Genomic DNA, 14,978 nt, shown 5'->3' with positions numbered 1-14,978 from the left:
ATTGAACTTACCATTTTCATATCAAAAAATATTAATTGACCAATTGAACGTTCCTTCAAAACTAATAAAAGATTATCAAACACTTGAATTAACTGAAATGGATTTAATGGTTATATTACAGGTGCTCAGATTGCAAAAAGAGCATGAGTTACTACCTTCATTTGATCAAATTGCGCAGCATATGATGATTAATTCCAATGAAGTTTCAAATGTGCTAAAAAAGTTAAGAAATAGTGGTTTATTATCAATTGATCAATTTCAAGATGAGAGCCAAATGGTCCATGAGTGGTATTCCATTACACCATTGATAGAAAAACTATATGAAATTGATGGTCAAATTGATGACTCTAAAGCAGAAGAGGGGAAATTATTTCAACTGTTTGAACAAGAATTTGGTCGTGGCCTATCCCCTATAGAAATCGAGACGATTAGTTATTGGTTAGACGATGATCGCTTTAAACCGGCATTAATTAAAGCTGCTTTGAGAGAGTCTGTTTTAATGGGAAAATTAAACTTTCGCTATATTGACCGCATTTTAAATGAATGGAAAAAACGAGGAATTAAAAGTGTGAAAGATACGAAGCAACAAGAGAAAGTCGAGACAACAACAAACAAAAATCAGCGTCCAAAACGTGACACATCCGTTTATTACAATTGGCTTGAAGATTAGGGGAGGAGGGGAAGTCAGTGTTAAATAGAAAACAAGTTAGAGAGGTTTTGGATACACTTAAAGAGATGTTTCCAGATGCGGAATGTGAATTAACACATTCAAATGAATTTGAACTACTAATTGCGGTTGTTTTATCTGCTCAAGCAACTGATGCTTTAGTGAATAAAGTGACACCGGACTTATTTAAAAAATATAAATCGCCTGAGGATTATTTAGCTGTTACCTTAGACGAATTACAACATGATATTCGTCGGATTGGTTTGTATCGTAATAAAGCCAAAAATATAAGAAAGCTTTGTGCGGATTTAATTGAAAAACATAATGGACAAGTCCCATCTAATTACGATGAACTCATCGATTTAGCAGGTGTAGGACGTAAAACAGCTAATGTGGTAGTATCAGTCGCTTTTGGTGTCCCTTCAATAGCTGTTGACACCCACGTTGAACGTGTATCCAAGCGATTAGGTATTTGCAGGTGGAAAGATTCTGTATTAGAAGTTGAAAAGACTTTGATGAGAAAAGTTCCAAAAGAAGAATGGAGCGAAACACATCATCGTATGATCTTCTTTGGTCGTTATCATTGTAAAGCAAAAAATCCCAATTGCCCTGAATGCCCTTTATTTCATCTATGTCGTGAAGGACAAAAACGGATGAAAAAACGTTCCTAATATTATATAAAAGAGAGCATCAAATTGCATAGACATTGCAATTTGATGCTCTTTTAGATATATTTCGCTTTATACGTTACTAAGTCGTTTCATCATTAGAACCCTCTTCATCAGGATTATCGATAGGATCATCTTCTGATTGATCTCCATCTTCTACTGGTAATCCGTTATCGGGATCTTGGTTGTCACCTTCACCTGGTCCATCACCATTTGATGGATCACCATCTTCGTCATTTTCACCATCTTCATTTCCTTCTTCATTATCTCTGCCATTGCCTCGTTCATTATCAAAAAAGTCATCCCAGAAATCAGATTCCCTATCTGGTGTTTCAATGGTAACTGTTGTAGGTTCACTTTGATTTTCTTCATTGTTCGTATCAACAGCTGTGATCTCGAACGTATAAGTTGCACCTGGTTCGATTTGGTCAAACATTAATTCAGTTTCTTGAACGGTTGCAATTTGTTGCATGTCACTGTCATTGACCGATGCTCTTAAGTTAAAGGCGATTTCAGGTTGTTCTTCTTGATCCTCTTCTTGTTGTAGTGATGGGTGCTCCCATGTTAATTCAATGGTACTATTGTCTTCATTAAAATCAGCTTTTAAGTTTTCAACTGGATTTAGTTGATCATATTTTTCGGATGTTTCTGTTGGTTCGGTACCTTTAACAAATAACTCGGTTATGATTTCATCATTTGGCGTAAAATCACTAGGCAACTTAGCTGGTCGAGTCCCTTCCTCAACGGGAACTTCAACAACTGAATCAGGTTTAGCGAAATCAGCTGTTTCAACACCTTGAGACATATGCGTTATTAGATCAGTAAAAATAGTGGTTGGAACTGATTTACCTATATTAGGAATAGGATCTTCTTCAGGGTAACCGCCCCAAACAGCTATTGAATAGTTTGTCGTATAACCTGCTATCCAAGAATCTACTGCCGCATCTCCACGGTTTGTGGTACCCGTTTTGGCTGCAACGGGTAAATTCCCAACATTAACTCGACTATTGGCTGTACCTAGAGGATGACGAATAACATCTTTTAGTACATCAGAAATCATATATGCTGTATAGTCTGACATGGCCATACTTGAATCATGATTGACTTCAATCACTTGTTCCTCTTCTGGATAAACAATTTTAGTAACAGCGTACGGTTCATTGTAAATACCACCATTACCAAACGCGGCAAAAGCCCCCGCTAATTGTAAAGGATTGACGTTATTATCTCCGCCACCAATCGCATCAGATTGATGAACGGTTTGATCATATGGTATACCAAGTCCTTGAGCAAAATCGACCGCTTGATTTGTATCTATTTCATTAAACGTTTTAACAGCTGGAACGTTTAATGATTGGTACAATGCATGTCGCATCGTTACCCAACCTCTGTAACGATGATCAAAGTTGTTTATAACTTTGTCGCTACCTTCGTAAGTTATTTCTTCATCATTAATTTGATGATAGGTCGACCATTTTTCGAATTCGATAGCTGGTCCATAGTCTAAAATTGGTTTAATCACTGATCCTGGTTGACGACCGTTCGGGTTAAGGGCGAAGTTCATACCTCCCCAAATGCCTTCTTTATTTCTTCCGCCACCTATGGCGAGTATTTCACCTGTCTTTGTATCAATGGCGGCAATCCCTGCTTGGAATTTTTCATCCGGAAATGGCGCAGGACTTTCATCACTTAACAAGTATTCGACGCGGTCTTGTGCATTAGGATCCAAGGTTGTATGAATCGTTAAACCAGCTGAATATACATCGACTTCATCATCTAATTGTTCACTGGTTTCCTGTAATACCCGTTCGATAAATGATTCGTAAGGAATGTCTGATTCATAATTCTCCTGAATCATATCGACAACTTTAATTTTTTTGGCTTCCTCAGCTTCCTGTTCGGATATTTTATCGTGCTGAACCATGAGATTTAATACTGTATTACGTCGCTGCTCGGCTAGTTCGGGATTAATAAAAGGATTATAAGCATTTGGTCGTTGCGGAATCCCGGCTAATAAGGCTGATTCAGCTAATGTTAATTCATTTAAATTACTTTTTCCAAAGAAAGCTTCAGATGCCTTTTTTACACCATAGATATCCTTACCATAAGGAATCATGTTTAAATACATCGTAAAAATTTCTTCTTTTTCATATTGTTGTTCAAGCTTAAAGGCTAAATATTGCTCTTGTACCTTACGTTCGATTGATTTTTTTGGTGTTAAGAACGCATTTTTCACGACCTGTTGCGTGATGGTACTTGCGCCTTCTGCACCAAATCCCTCTGTAATATTAGCGATAACAGCACCACCAATACGCTTCAAATCAACCCCACTATGTTCAAAGAATCGGACGTCTTCTGTAGCTAATACCGAATTTTCAAGTACTTCCGGGATTTCATCATATTCAATATTTTCCCGTTTTTGCGTACCAAGTTCTGCTATGACATCACCATTTCGATCAAGTATAGTGGTCGAAAGAGGGACTTGTAATTCTTCTGCATTTAGTGGTGGTGCATCTTTAATATAAGAAAAGACGACACCTGCCACGATAAACATACCTAATACCCCAATAATGAGGCATGCCATCATGACTTTTTTCCAATTTATTTTTTTATTTTTTTTCTTTGTTTGTCGTTTCGCTTTTCTGCTTTTGACTTGTTGACTCATCATTATCTCCTCCGTTGAAGTATGCACGTTCGATTATTTTTAGATAATCCACCTTAGCTTGCAATGAAAAAGGGATTAAATAACCGTTTTCTTTGATGTATGAGTAGGGTATGGATTTTCTATTTCCCTCTATTTGTTTTTCCCAAACCTCTATAAATGGACGTATGGGAAGCAAAAAAGTTTCATTTTTTATTTTAAAACGAATAATAAAGAAACATATACCGCCATGTTCATCGACTTGTTTCATATGCTCAACTTGATGATCATGGATGTTCGCAAATGGTAAGGATGTTTTATTATTCGTTTGTTTAGCTTCAAAATCAATATATTTACCTTTATAGATACCGTTAAAGTCAGTCGTTGACGGCTGCTGAAAATAGGCTTCTTTAATAACGGCTGCACTTCGTTTAGGATAATCGACTTGTACAATTTGAATAGGTGTTGGTTTTTTATGAATGACGGCTCGATCCGTCTCTAAATAATATTTATTCGTTTCAACAATCTCTTTTTCGAGGGTCATTCCGCGATTTCCAAACTGCGTATTTTGCTTATAGGATGGTCTATTATTATGAATTTGATGTTGTCGACTTCCTTTTGGATATTTCAAATTGATTCCTCCTCACATAAATAGTATATCAAATTTTAAAGCATAAAGATTTGGATATACTATTACAAAATGCTCGTAAAGGACTGAAAATATGATCCCATTGCTTGTTAATTACATTAAAGAACAGACTAAAAAGCATAATGAAAATAACATAACAAGAACGAAAGCATACTTAAATTTTTATGAGCAATTTCCAGAAATTAGATGGGCCTTTTTAGCTAGTTTTGTGTCTCGAAATGCGGGATGGAATATGACCGATTTACAGACAGACCCTTATGTTCAGTTCTTGTCTGAAGATAAACGTAAGTCACTTTATTTAACGTATGAAAGCATTAACTGGTATATCTTTCAGGATGCTTATCCACAGTTGCTAATCTATCAATTATCGATCGAAAAAAAGACACCCTTATTTTTCTTACTGAAACACTTTTATGTTTCATCATTTATTGAAGAAGAGTGGTATCGATTCTACCGTAATAGAAAAGAAGAGAGATTGTTATATGCTCAGATCATCAATGAACAAAACATTGTTGAGCAACCGATCATGGAACATCGCCCATATAAAAACAAAATATTCCGATCGTTTCCTTTTCAAATGCAAAACATGATGGATTTCAATGCTGTTTTATTGCCAACAGAGAATGGACAGTTGTACGGCGAATTTGTATCAAATTTTTTAAGTGTGAGTAAACGGATTTCGATTGGGAAAAAGATTGCTAATTTATTGTTCTATCCCTATTTATACCCATTATTTTTATCGTTTTCGAGAAATATAGAAATTGACGGTAGTCGTTTAGAATATGAACAATTTCTCGATCAACAACCTATACAATCAGAACCATTAATGGATTTTTATCGCAATACGGATCATAATTGGACAGATTATAAAGGGGATTGGGCTAAAGATACGAAGGTGAAGCGCAAGTGGTGGAAGGAAGAAAAAGTCCGTGATCTACAGCCGCTCAATGAAGCTTTTTATCAAAAACGTGAATGGTTGCAGCATATGAGTTCAATTAAATCATCCATTAAACACGAATCTGTCGAAAAAAGCTAAAGTATAAGAACCTTTGTTGCTTATCTTCTTTGTTTGTCGTTCATACAGGAGTTTAAAGTAGCATATCTAATAAAGATAAACAAAGGAGGAGAGGTCGATGAAATATCCAAACAATAAGGAACATTTATTGGAATCTCTACAACGTTTAGAACTGGAGCTTGAACATCTTAAGAAACGCATGCAATTAGTTAATCCTGAATTAAAAAGGAAATGATGGCGTGCCGTGGAAATTCGTGATAGAGTAACATTAAAGGCAAGGTGATTGTTGTGCAGGAATTTTTGCGGCTAACGGAGAACATTCTTAAGCAAGATGTCGAGGCTATGTATCATCGTTATTTTTATGAAAGAAAATTTGACCGTAAAAATTATGATGATTTCAATCTTATGAAAGAAGAAGCCACCCCCATCTTTGACAAAATAGAGAAATGGGAAAAGGATGCGAATCAAATCGTTCATAAACTTCCTTTATTTCCAAATCAAATAAAAAATACATTAGATAATTTAGAAATTATGATTCTTCACAGTTATTTTAACGATGTAAGAAAAAAGCGTTTTATGGAATTGTACCAGTCGGTTAAATATAATATGAATTTAATTTTGGACGAACATATGACGGAATAGGAGCGAACTAACATGAATCATGAACAGTTAATCAAAGAAGCAACCGAAATGTTAGACCGTGCTTACGTACCTTATTCAAACTTTCCGGTGGGTGCGGCACTGATAACAGAAGATGGGAAGGTATACAGGGGATGTAACATCGAAAATGCAGCTTATCCGGTATCTTGCTGTGCTGAACGAACCGCCATATTTAAGGCTATTTCTGAGGGGGAGCGAGATTTTCAGGCGATGGCTGTTATTGCTCATACAAGTCGTCCGGTTCCACCATGTGGTTCTTGCAGACAAGTGATGAGTGAGTTTTTCAATAAAGAAATGCCAATTTATATTTGTAGTAAAAATCAAGAATATAAAGAAGTAAGAGTCGAAGAGTTACTTCCTTTTTCGTTTAATCAAGAGGATTTATCAAAGGGACAAGAAAAATAATCGGTTTAATAAAAAGGGCTAGTACAAACTAGTCCTTTTTTTGATATACTAACAATATGAGTATAAATTCGATTACCATTACAGGTTACAAACCTCATGAACTGAATATATTTCAAGATCAAGATGATAAAGTGACCATCATAAAAGAAGCTTTAAAAAGAAAGTTATTAACACTAATTGAAGATGGGCTTGAATGGGTGGTTATTTCCGGACAACAAGGAGTTGAAACATGGGCTTTTGATGTTGTTCAGGTTTTAAAGGATGAATTTACAGTTAAAATCGCTGTTATTCCACCATTTATGGACCAAGAGATGATTTGGAAGGAAGATAAACAAAAGGTTTACCAACAAATGATCCAACGGGCTGACTTTTATCAGCCTTTAACCAAACAACTTTATGAAGGTCCAAAGCAATATTTTGTTAAAAACAAATGGATGATTGAAAAAACGGATGGTTGTGTCATTTTGTATGAAGAGGAATTTGGTGGTTCACCTAAGTATTTCTATGAGTTAGCATTGAAGTATCAAGAAAAACATAATTATGAATTAATCGTGATCAATTCATTTGATTTGGATGATTTGGCACGGGACATGCAAGAATGGAACGACATTGACTAATATAAGCTTTATCTAGGAGGATTTGCTATGAAAGTTAATCTTACAAGTCAGGAAATTTTGGACAAAGAGTTTAAAACGACGATAAGAGGATATAATCAGGATGAGGTCGATGAATTTCTCGATTCAGTGATTGAGGATTACGAAACACTTCATAAAGAAATTGCCCAATTAAGAGATGAAAATAAAAAGTTAAAATCATCAGGTGCAGCTGCTACTTCGACGCCAAAAAGATCAAATACAGCGACAAGTTCAAATCAAACACAACAACGTGGTCAAATTAATTATGATGTATTACAACGTTTATCCAACTTAGAAAAAGCCGTTTTTGGTAAAAAGTATTCGGATTAATTGCTATATATTGTTAATGATTAATTAAATGATTTATGTTAAAATCAATTATTCAGGCATAAACAAAGTGAAATAAGTGTTTACGTAACCGCTCTGTTCACTGAACAGAGAGGAAAGTCCATGCTCACACAAGCTGAGATGCTCGTAGTGTTCGTGCTTGACGAAACCATAAGTCAAGGTAGCTAATACGTTAGCTAACGGCGGGGAATCAGTCTAAGTCGTCATGATAGGACTGGATTACCTTTAATGTGCCACAGAGACGAACTTGATTGGAAACAATCAAGCTGGAACGCGGTAAACCCCACGAGTGAGCAACCCAAATGATGGTAGGGGCACTTTCTGCGGGGAAATGAACCTAGCAGAAAGACAAGTTAATTGACTTGTAGATAGATGGTTACGACCTAAGTACGAGGTTGACCACCGTTAGTAGTACAAAGGTACAGAACATGGCTTACACGAACACTTATAGGTCCACTTTATTTATGCCTTACATAATATGTTCAACTTATGCTGAAAGGATTGGAAACGTTGTCACAACCAATTACACTAATCGCAACAGCAGCAATGGGTTTAGAATCTATTGTTAGAGATGAAGTTAAACAGCTAGGGTATAAAGATTCCAAAACTGAAAATGGACGCATTATCTACCAATCCGATTTATCTGGAATTGCAAGAAGTAATTTATGGCTACGAACAGCTGATCGCGTTAAATTATTAATGGATCAGTTTAAAGCTTATTCTTTTGAGGAATTATTTGAGCAAACGAAAGATTTACCTTGGGAAGAATGGATTTCAAAGGACGGGTTTATCCACGTCGTAGGTAAATCACATAAATCCAAGTTATATTCTGTGCCTGATTGTCAATCCATCGTCAAAAAGGCAATTGTGAATCGCCTTCAAGATGCTCATCAATTAACCACACGATTAGAGGAAACTGGCCCAAGGTATAAAGTAGAGGTCTCGATACTAAAGGACGAAGTGACTTTATCGCTTGATACGTCCGGTTCTGGATTACATAAACGTGGTTATCGTGTTGGCCAGGGTGAGGCGCCATTAAAGGAGACGTTAGCTGCCGCCTTGATTAAGTTGACAAATTGGACACCCCATGATCCATTTGTTGATCCATTTACGGGTTCTGGTACGATTCCGATTGAAGCTGCGTTAATCGGTCAGAACATCGCACCTGGATTTAATCGGGAGTTTTCGGCTGAAGAGTGGGAATCCATTCCGTCAGTGATTTGGGATCAAGCCTTAGAAGAAGCTGAGGATTTGGCTAATTACGATCAACCATTAGATATTATTGGTTCAGATATTAGTCATCAGGCTGTTGAAATCGCTCAAAATAATGCTTTGGAAGCGGGACTAGCCGATCTTATAACCTGGAAACAGATGCAGGTTAAGGATTTTGTCCCACATGCTGAAAAAGGTTATTTAATTGGTAACCCGCCCTATGGTGAACGGTTAGGTGATCAAGAAACAGTAGAGCAAATTTATCGTGATTTAGGAAGCATTATGTCACAATTTCCTAAATGGAGCGTCTATATTATGACAGCTTATAATAACTTTGAAAGCTATTACGGTCAAAAAGCAACGAAAAAACGGAAGCTCTTTAATGGATTTATTCGTACTGATTATTATCAGTACTTCGGCATAAAATAAATTTAGGGGGAAGATAAATGGGGAATACATACACTAAATTGGAACAGGAATTTTTGGAATATTATAAACAAATTGAATCTTATGCAGAAGCCATTAAATTGATTGCGTGGGATTTAAGAACAAAGATACCTAAAAAAGGCGTTAAAAGACGTTCAGAGACGTTATCTTTATTTTCGCAAAAGGTACATGAGTTAACGACTTCTGATCAGATGAAAACATATATTGATCAATTAAGGGATTCTAGTAATCCAGTTATACGTAGATCCGTTGAGTTAGTTGAAAAAGAATATAATCAATCGAAGAAAATCCCTGTTGAGGAATATAAAGAATATGTTGAATTGACATCACAAGCAGAATCCGTTTGGACAGAAGCGCGTGAAAAGTCCGATTTTGAATTATTCCGACCTTATTTAGAAAAAATCGTTGCTTTTAACATTCGTTTTGCTGAATATTGGGGTTATAAAGAAGATCGGTATGATGCTTTATTAGATAACTTTGAACCAGGTGTGACAGTTAAGACATTAGACCAAGTCTTTCCGAAGCTGAGAGATGATTTGTCTAAATTAATTCAAAAGGTTAACGATTCTTCAGATAAACCGAATCCTGAACCTATATTAACGTATTTTCCTAAAGAGAACCAAGAGCAGTTTGCTTTAAAAGTATTAGAGAATATGGGATATGATTTTGAAGCTGGAAGACTTGATGAAACGGTACATCCGTTCGCCATTAATGTTAATCACGATGACGTTCGTGTTACAACGCGTTATGACGAGAACGACTTCCGCATGGCAGTATTTGGTACAGTGCACGAGGGAGGTCACGCTTTATATGAGCAAGGATTAGATAAAGATCTATACGATACGCCAGTATGTTCCGCAATCTCAATGGGGATACACGAATCACAGTCTCTATTCTGGGAAAATTTTGTCGGTCGAAATGAGACGTTCTGGGACCAATATTACAATCTATTTTTAGAATATGCTCCCGATTCGTTTAAAGATATTCCTAAAGCTGAATTTTATCGTGCTATAAATGAAGTTAAGCCTTCATTTATTCGTATAGAGGCTGACGAAATGACTTATCCATTACACATTATGATCCGTTACGAGTTGGAAAAGGACTTAATTAATGAAAAAATTGAAGTTAAGGATCTTCCGAAGCTTTGGAATGACAAGATGGAAGATTATCTCGGTATTCGACCTGAGAATGATGCTGATGGGGTATTACAGGATATACATTGGTCTGGCGGTGACTTCGGTTATTTCCCATCTTATGCACTTGGATATATGTATGGTGCACAAATCCGATCAGCACTAGATCAATCAGTTAATATTGATCAATCCATTCGAAACGATGATTTATCACCAATTAAAAAATGGTTAAACGAAAATATCCATCAAAAGGGTAGTATGAAAGAGCCATTAGATTTACTTAAAGAGGTAACAGGGGAAGGATTAAACCCTGATCATTTAGTTAACTATCTTGAAGATAAATACCAAAAAATTTATAACTGGTAAGTGTGAAGGCTATTCTGAGTTAGAATAGCCTTCTTTCACATGAGGAGGCTAAGAGTGGAGACTTATTTACCAAGCTTTGAATTAAAAGGGAAGAGGGCAGTTGTAACTGGAGCGACTAAAGGAATTGGGCGTGCAATCGCTATGGCTTATGCTGAGGCAGGTGCTGATGTCATTCTAATAGCACGCTCAGATGAAGACCTAAGCCAAACCGCAAAGCAAATTGAACAAGATTACCAGGTTAATGTAGATTATATAGCAGCCTCTGTGACTGAACTTGACTATATTAAGCATCAGTTAGACATATTAACAGGTTTAGGTGCAGTTGATATTTTAGTTAACAATGCTGGCATGAATATAAGAAGTGAAGCATTAGATGTAACAGAAGATGAATGGCAACAAATTATTGATACCAATATGAAAAGTGCCTTATTTCTATCCAAACATATCGCAAAACAAATGATTGATCAAAATAAAAAAGGAAAAATCATTTCTGTTTCATCTGTTGCCGGCCAAACCGCTTTAAGAACAGGTGTTATTTACGCGATGACGAAGGCCGCCATTATCCAAATGACGAAAACACTTTCGCTTGAATGGGGAAAATACGGTATTAACGTTAATGCGATTGGACCATGGTACTTCCCGACAGCTTTAACGGAGAAGTTACTACAAGATGAGCAATATGTTCAGGATATCGTTGATCGTACACCGATGGGGCGTATTGGTAAACTTGAAGAAATTGCTGGACCTGCTGTCTTTTTAGCATCGGATGCTAGTAATTATATGACAGGGCAAACCTTGATGGTGGATGGTGGCATGACGATCTACGGTTTCTAATTTCTGCATAAATCATAAGCTGATTGGAAACGGTAAGAATAAAAAGGATGAGTGTCCATGTCCGTCTTACATAGTGTCGGAACAGCATTACCTGACCATCAGCTCAAGCAGCACGAGGCTAAAGATTTAATTAAAACATTAATAACCGAAAATCGATTATCTAAATATTTATCCGTTTTTGATAAGGCCCAGATTGACACTCGTCATTTTGTTGTGGAATCCGATTGGTTTAAACAGAATCATGATTTTGCTGAGCGAAACCAATTATTCATGAGTAAAGGCATCGAACTTGCAGAGCGTGCGGTCATCAATAGTATTGATCAAGGTGAATTAAATATTGAAGATATTGATGCGATTATAACTGTAACAAGTACAGGTATTTTAACGCCTTCATTAGACATACACTTAATGAACAGACTACCTTTTCAACATAATGTAAATCGAATGCCGTTATTCGGTTTGGGTTGTGCTGGTGGCGGGATAGCTTTATCAAGAGCAAATGATTATTTGAGAGCAAACCCGACGCATTCTATTATGATTGTAGCTGTTGAGCTTGCAAGTGTTGCCTTTCATCGTGATCAGTTAGATGCACAAGATATCGTTGGGGCTGCGCTATTCTCTGATGGTGCTAGTTCTGCCATATTATTAGGGGCCGCACATCGTTTAGCGGAGCAAAAAAAAGCTAAATCATTAAGAGTCATTTCAACTACGTCCAAAATGCTGCCAGATAGTGTTGATGTCATGGGTTGGAATATTAAAAATGATGGCTTCCATGTGGTATTTGCAACGAGTATACCTAAAATTGTTCGAACATTTTGGCGCAAACACTTAGATGAATTTTTAAGCGAATCTCATATTGAGCTTTCGGACATAGAAAACCTTTTATCACACCCTGGTGGCCGGAAAGTCATCGAAGAAATAGAAAACGTTATGGCTGAAAACCAATCGATTGCATTTTCAAAAGACGTTTTAAGAAAATACGGCAATATGTCATCACCAACGGTATTATTTGTTATAAAAGAGGCCTTAAATAATCAAGAACATGCCTTTCATAAACAATATCATCTTGTATCGGCTTTAGGACCAGGTTTTTCGTCCGAGATGTTACTATTGGAGTGGGCGTAAAATGATTTATCTAGCCTTGATCATTTATTTAATTGCATTAAGAATTATAGAGTTATTCGTAGCTCACTCCAATGAAAAATATCAGAAGGAACATGGAGCATTTGAAGTTCAAGATCCTTATTATCGACATATTGTCATGACACATACTCTTTTTTTCGTTGTATTAATAGCTGAGAGCTATGTCGTTCATCAATGGGAGCAAAGGTTACCGATTTTTATCTTTGGTGTCTTTTTATTGCTTCAGATTTTCCGATTTTGGTGCCTTATATCGTTAGGTAGGTATTGGAATACTAAAGTGATTGTGCAGCCCAATTCGAATTTAATTGTTAAAGGGCCTTACCGCTGGATTAAACATCCTAATTACATCGTCGTTGGCTTAGAATTTTTAGTTATTCCGATTATGTTTAAAGCATATATGACAGGGGTTATCTTTTTTAGCTTGCATTTATGGTTAATGAATAAACGTATACCACTGGAGAATAGTGCATTAGAACAATATTTGGTAGATAAATCATAAGGGAGGAGAAAGCCGTTGATAATTTCAATTGATGAATCCTATCATCTTTCGACAGAAGAAGATGTCGTATTTGCTGATTGTCGATTTGACCTACAAAATAAGACATGGGGAGAGGATGCATACCGGAAGGAGCATTTACCTCAAGCAGTTTATTTTGATTTAGAGCGGGATTTAAGTGGGGAAGTAAAATCAACCGGTGGACGTCATCCCTTACCAATGCTAGATGATTTCGTGAAAACATTAGTGCAAAAAGGGATTACAAAACAAACACTTGTGATTATTTATGATCAAAATCGTGCCTTTGCTTCTCGATTATATTGGATGCTTCAGTTGATGCAACACCCTAAAGTTTTTTTAATGAATGGTGGAATAGAGGCCTGGAAGGAAGCGGGGTACCCTGTCACAAAAGACCTTTCAATCGATGCTAAATCATCCTATGGTACTTATAAAGTGAATGAGCAAATTGTAGCTGATCAACAGTATGTTAAAGAACATAAAGATCAAAATAATGTAGCTTTAATCGATTCAAGAAGCTACGAAAGGTATATAGGTAAAGTTGAACCCATTGACCAAAAGGCGGGTCATATCCCCGGTGCTTTTAATTATGAATGGACTAATATACTTGATCAAAAGAAACGGTTCCGGTCATCTGAGGTCTTAAAGGAATACTTTAATGAATTAGAGAAAATGGATGAAATAATTGTTTACTGTGGTTCTGGGGTCACAGCTACACCAAACGTCGTTGCATTATGGCAGGCAGGTTTTCATAATGTTCGGTTATATGTCGGAAGTTTTAGTGATTGGATTTCAAATAACAAGAACCCAATTAAAACAGTATAAACAACTCCCCCCGTCACACTAATGGCGGGGGGATTAGCTATTTTCTTAATGAAATTTTTTGGCGATATACATAAATGGTGTATCGAACGCAGCCACAATAAACTTAATGAAATAGGTTGAGAAGAAAAGTTCTAACCATACCGAAAAGTCAGTCGTGAATATTCCCCAAAAAGCAATGATACAGAAAATAAAAGTATCTAAGAGCTGACTCGTCATCGAACTTAGGTTATTTCTTAACCATAAGAAACGGTTCGATGAGAATTTTTCTTTTAACTTTGAAAAGATTAAAACATCTGCATTTTGACTCACAATATAGGCTAATAAACTGCCTATGGCTACTTGAGGTACTAAATCAAATAACGTTTGTAAAGCACCATTGACTTGGTCCGTTTCTGCTGGCTCAAAACGAAGGGCAATTTGCATGACAATCGTCATCGTAATCAGTGTAAAGAAACCTAACCACACTGCTTTTCGAGCCTCATTTTTACCGTATTTTTCATTCAGAATGTCGGTTGCTAAGAATATGGAACCGTAAACTATATTCCCAAGTGTAGCAGTTACTCCGAATAATTCCACCATTTTAAGAACTTGGAGATTCGCCACAACGGTGGACATCCCAATCCAAACGAGCAAACCATTCTTTCCAAAAATACGATAAATCAGAATGAGAAAGAGGAAGTTAATAAGTGCAAAAATAAACCATAATAATTCGTTTGTCATTATTGATCATCTCCTTAGTTTTGGTATCGCAGGAATTTTCGAACTGCGTTTTTGCACGAATAGTATCATAATAATACATCTATTTTATTTAAAGCA

Annotated in this window: 16 protein-coding genes and 1 other RNA gene; 14 read left to right on the top strand and 3 right to left on the bottom strand. The window is 36.4% G+C overall.

Features of this window, described 5'->3' with window-relative positions; genetic code table 11:
* Position 1: 1 nt before the first annotated feature.
* Entirely contained in the window at positions 2-670 is a 669-nt protein-coding gene (locus tag BLP77_RS10385; RefSeq protein ID WP_093857061.1) for a DnaD domain-containing protein, read from the top strand.
* A 17-nt stretch (positions 671-687) separates the two neighbouring features.
* Entirely contained in the window at positions 688-1,338 is a 651-nt protein-coding gene (gene nth, locus BLP77_RS10380) for an endonuclease III (RefSeq protein ID WP_093857060.1), read from the top strand.
* Positions 1,339-1,417: 79 nt separating this feature from the next.
* On the opposite strand, the gene BLP77_RS10375 is transcribed toward nth, so the two are convergent.
* Both BLP77_RS10375 and recU read right to left on the bottom strand, forming a co-directional pair.
* The gene (locus BLP77_RS10375; protein ID WP_176753042.1) at positions 1,418-4,000 is read right to left on the bottom strand and encodes a PBP1A family penicillin-binding protein; all 2,583 of its coding nucleotides are present in this window, start codon (positions 3,998-4,000) and stop codon (positions 1,418-1,420) included.
* Entirely contained in the window at positions 3,945-4,607 is a 663-nt protein-coding gene (gene recU, locus BLP77_RS10370; protein ID WP_093857058.1) for a Holliday junction resolvase RecU, read from the bottom strand. Before recU ends, BLP77_RS10375 begins: the two co-directional genes overlap by 56 nt.
* A gap of 91 nt (positions 4,608-4,698) precedes the next feature.
* Between recU and BLP77_RS10365 the strand changes: the two genes are divergently transcribed.
* From BLP77_RS10365 to BLP77_RS10310, 12 genes are all read left to right on the top strand, one after another.
* The gene (locus BLP77_RS10365) at positions 4,699-5,661 is read left to right on the top strand and encodes a DUF2515 family protein (protein ID WP_093857057.1); all 963 of its coding nucleotides are present in this window, start codon (positions 4,699-4,701) and stop codon (positions 5,659-5,661) included.
* A 267-nt stretch (positions 5,662-5,928) separates the two neighbouring features.
* Positions 5,929-6,282 carry a DUF1798 family protein gene (locus BLP77_RS10360; protein ID WP_093857056.1) on the top strand — a complete coding sequence of 118 codons (354 nt, stop codon included), beginning with the start codon at positions 5,929-5,931 and terminating at the stop codon, positions 6,280-6,282.
* Between the two features lie 12 nt (positions 6,283-6,294).
* Positions 6,295-6,705: a cytidine deaminase gene (locus tag BLP77_RS10355; RefSeq protein ID WP_093857055.1), complete on the top strand. Its 411-nt coding sequence runs from the start codon at positions 6,295-6,297 to the stop codon at positions 6,703-6,705.
* 56 nt (positions 6,706-6,761) lie between these two features.
* Positions 6,762-7,322 (top strand): SLOG family protein, encoded by a 561-nt coding sequence (locus BLP77_RS10350; RefSeq protein WP_093857054.1) that lies wholly within the window; start codon positions 6,762-6,764, stop codon positions 7,320-7,322.
* Between the two features lie 27 nt (positions 7,323-7,349).
* Positions 7,350-7,670 carry a cell division regulator GpsB gene (gene gpsB, locus BLP77_RS10345; protein WP_093857053.1) on the top strand — a complete coding sequence of 107 codons (321 nt, stop codon included), beginning with the start codon at positions 7,350-7,352 and terminating at the stop codon, positions 7,668-7,670.
* A gap of 76 nt (positions 7,671-7,746) precedes the next feature.
* Positions 7,747-8,129: RNase P RNA component class B (gene rnpB, locus BLP77_RS10340), an RNA gene on the top strand.
* 69 nt (positions 8,130-8,198) lie between these two features.
* A complete protein-coding gene (locus BLP77_RS10335) occupies positions 8,199-9,329 on the top strand; it encodes a THUMP domain-containing class I SAM-dependent RNA methyltransferase (protein WP_245686856.1) in 1,131 nt (376 codons plus the stop codon).
* Between the two features lie 17 nt (positions 9,330-9,346).
* Positions 9,347-10,846, top strand: coding sequence for a carboxypeptidase M32 (locus BLP77_RS10330; protein ID WP_093857051.1), 1,500 nt, complete (start codon positions 9,347-9,349; stop codon positions 10,844-10,846).
* Between the two features lie 39 nt (positions 10,847-10,885).
* Positions 10,886-11,680, top strand: coding sequence for an SDR family NAD(P)-dependent oxidoreductase (locus BLP77_RS10325; protein WP_093857050.1), 795 nt, complete (start codon positions 10,886-10,888; stop codon positions 11,678-11,680).
* A gap of 57 nt (positions 11,681-11,737) precedes the next feature.
* Entirely contained in the window at positions 11,738-12,805 is a 1,068-nt protein-coding gene (locus BLP77_RS10320; protein WP_093857049.1) for a type III polyketide synthase, read from the top strand.
* 1 nt (position 12,806) lies between these two features.
* On the top strand, positions 12,807-13,322 hold the full coding sequence (locus BLP77_RS10315; protein ID WP_093857048.1) for an isoprenylcysteine carboxyl methyltransferase family protein: 516 nt from the start codon (positions 12,807-12,809) through the stop codon (positions 13,320-13,322).
* Between the two features lie 15 nt (positions 13,323-13,337).
* A complete protein-coding gene (locus tag BLP77_RS10310; RefSeq protein WP_093857047.1) occupies positions 13,338-14,162 on the top strand; it encodes a sulfurtransferase in 825 nt (274 codons plus the stop codon).
* Between the two features lie 45 nt (positions 14,163-14,207).
* Here BLP77_RS10310 and BLP77_RS10305 read toward each other — a convergent pair whose 3' ends face one another.
* Positions 14,208-14,882: a queuosine precursor transporter gene (locus BLP77_RS10305; RefSeq protein WP_093857046.1), complete on the bottom strand. Its 675-nt coding sequence runs from the start codon at positions 14,880-14,882 to the stop codon at positions 14,208-14,210.
* Positions 14,883-14,978: the final 96 nt, after the last annotated feature.

Source organism: Tenuibacillus multivorans, from assembly GCF_900103915.1.
Taxonomy (GTDB): Bacteria; Bacillota; Bacilli; order Bacillales; family Alkalibacillaceae; genus Tenuibacillus; species Tenuibacillus multivorans.
The sequence above is the reverse complement of the archived record's forward strand: the minus strand, read 5'-3'. Positions and strand labels throughout refer to the sequence as shown.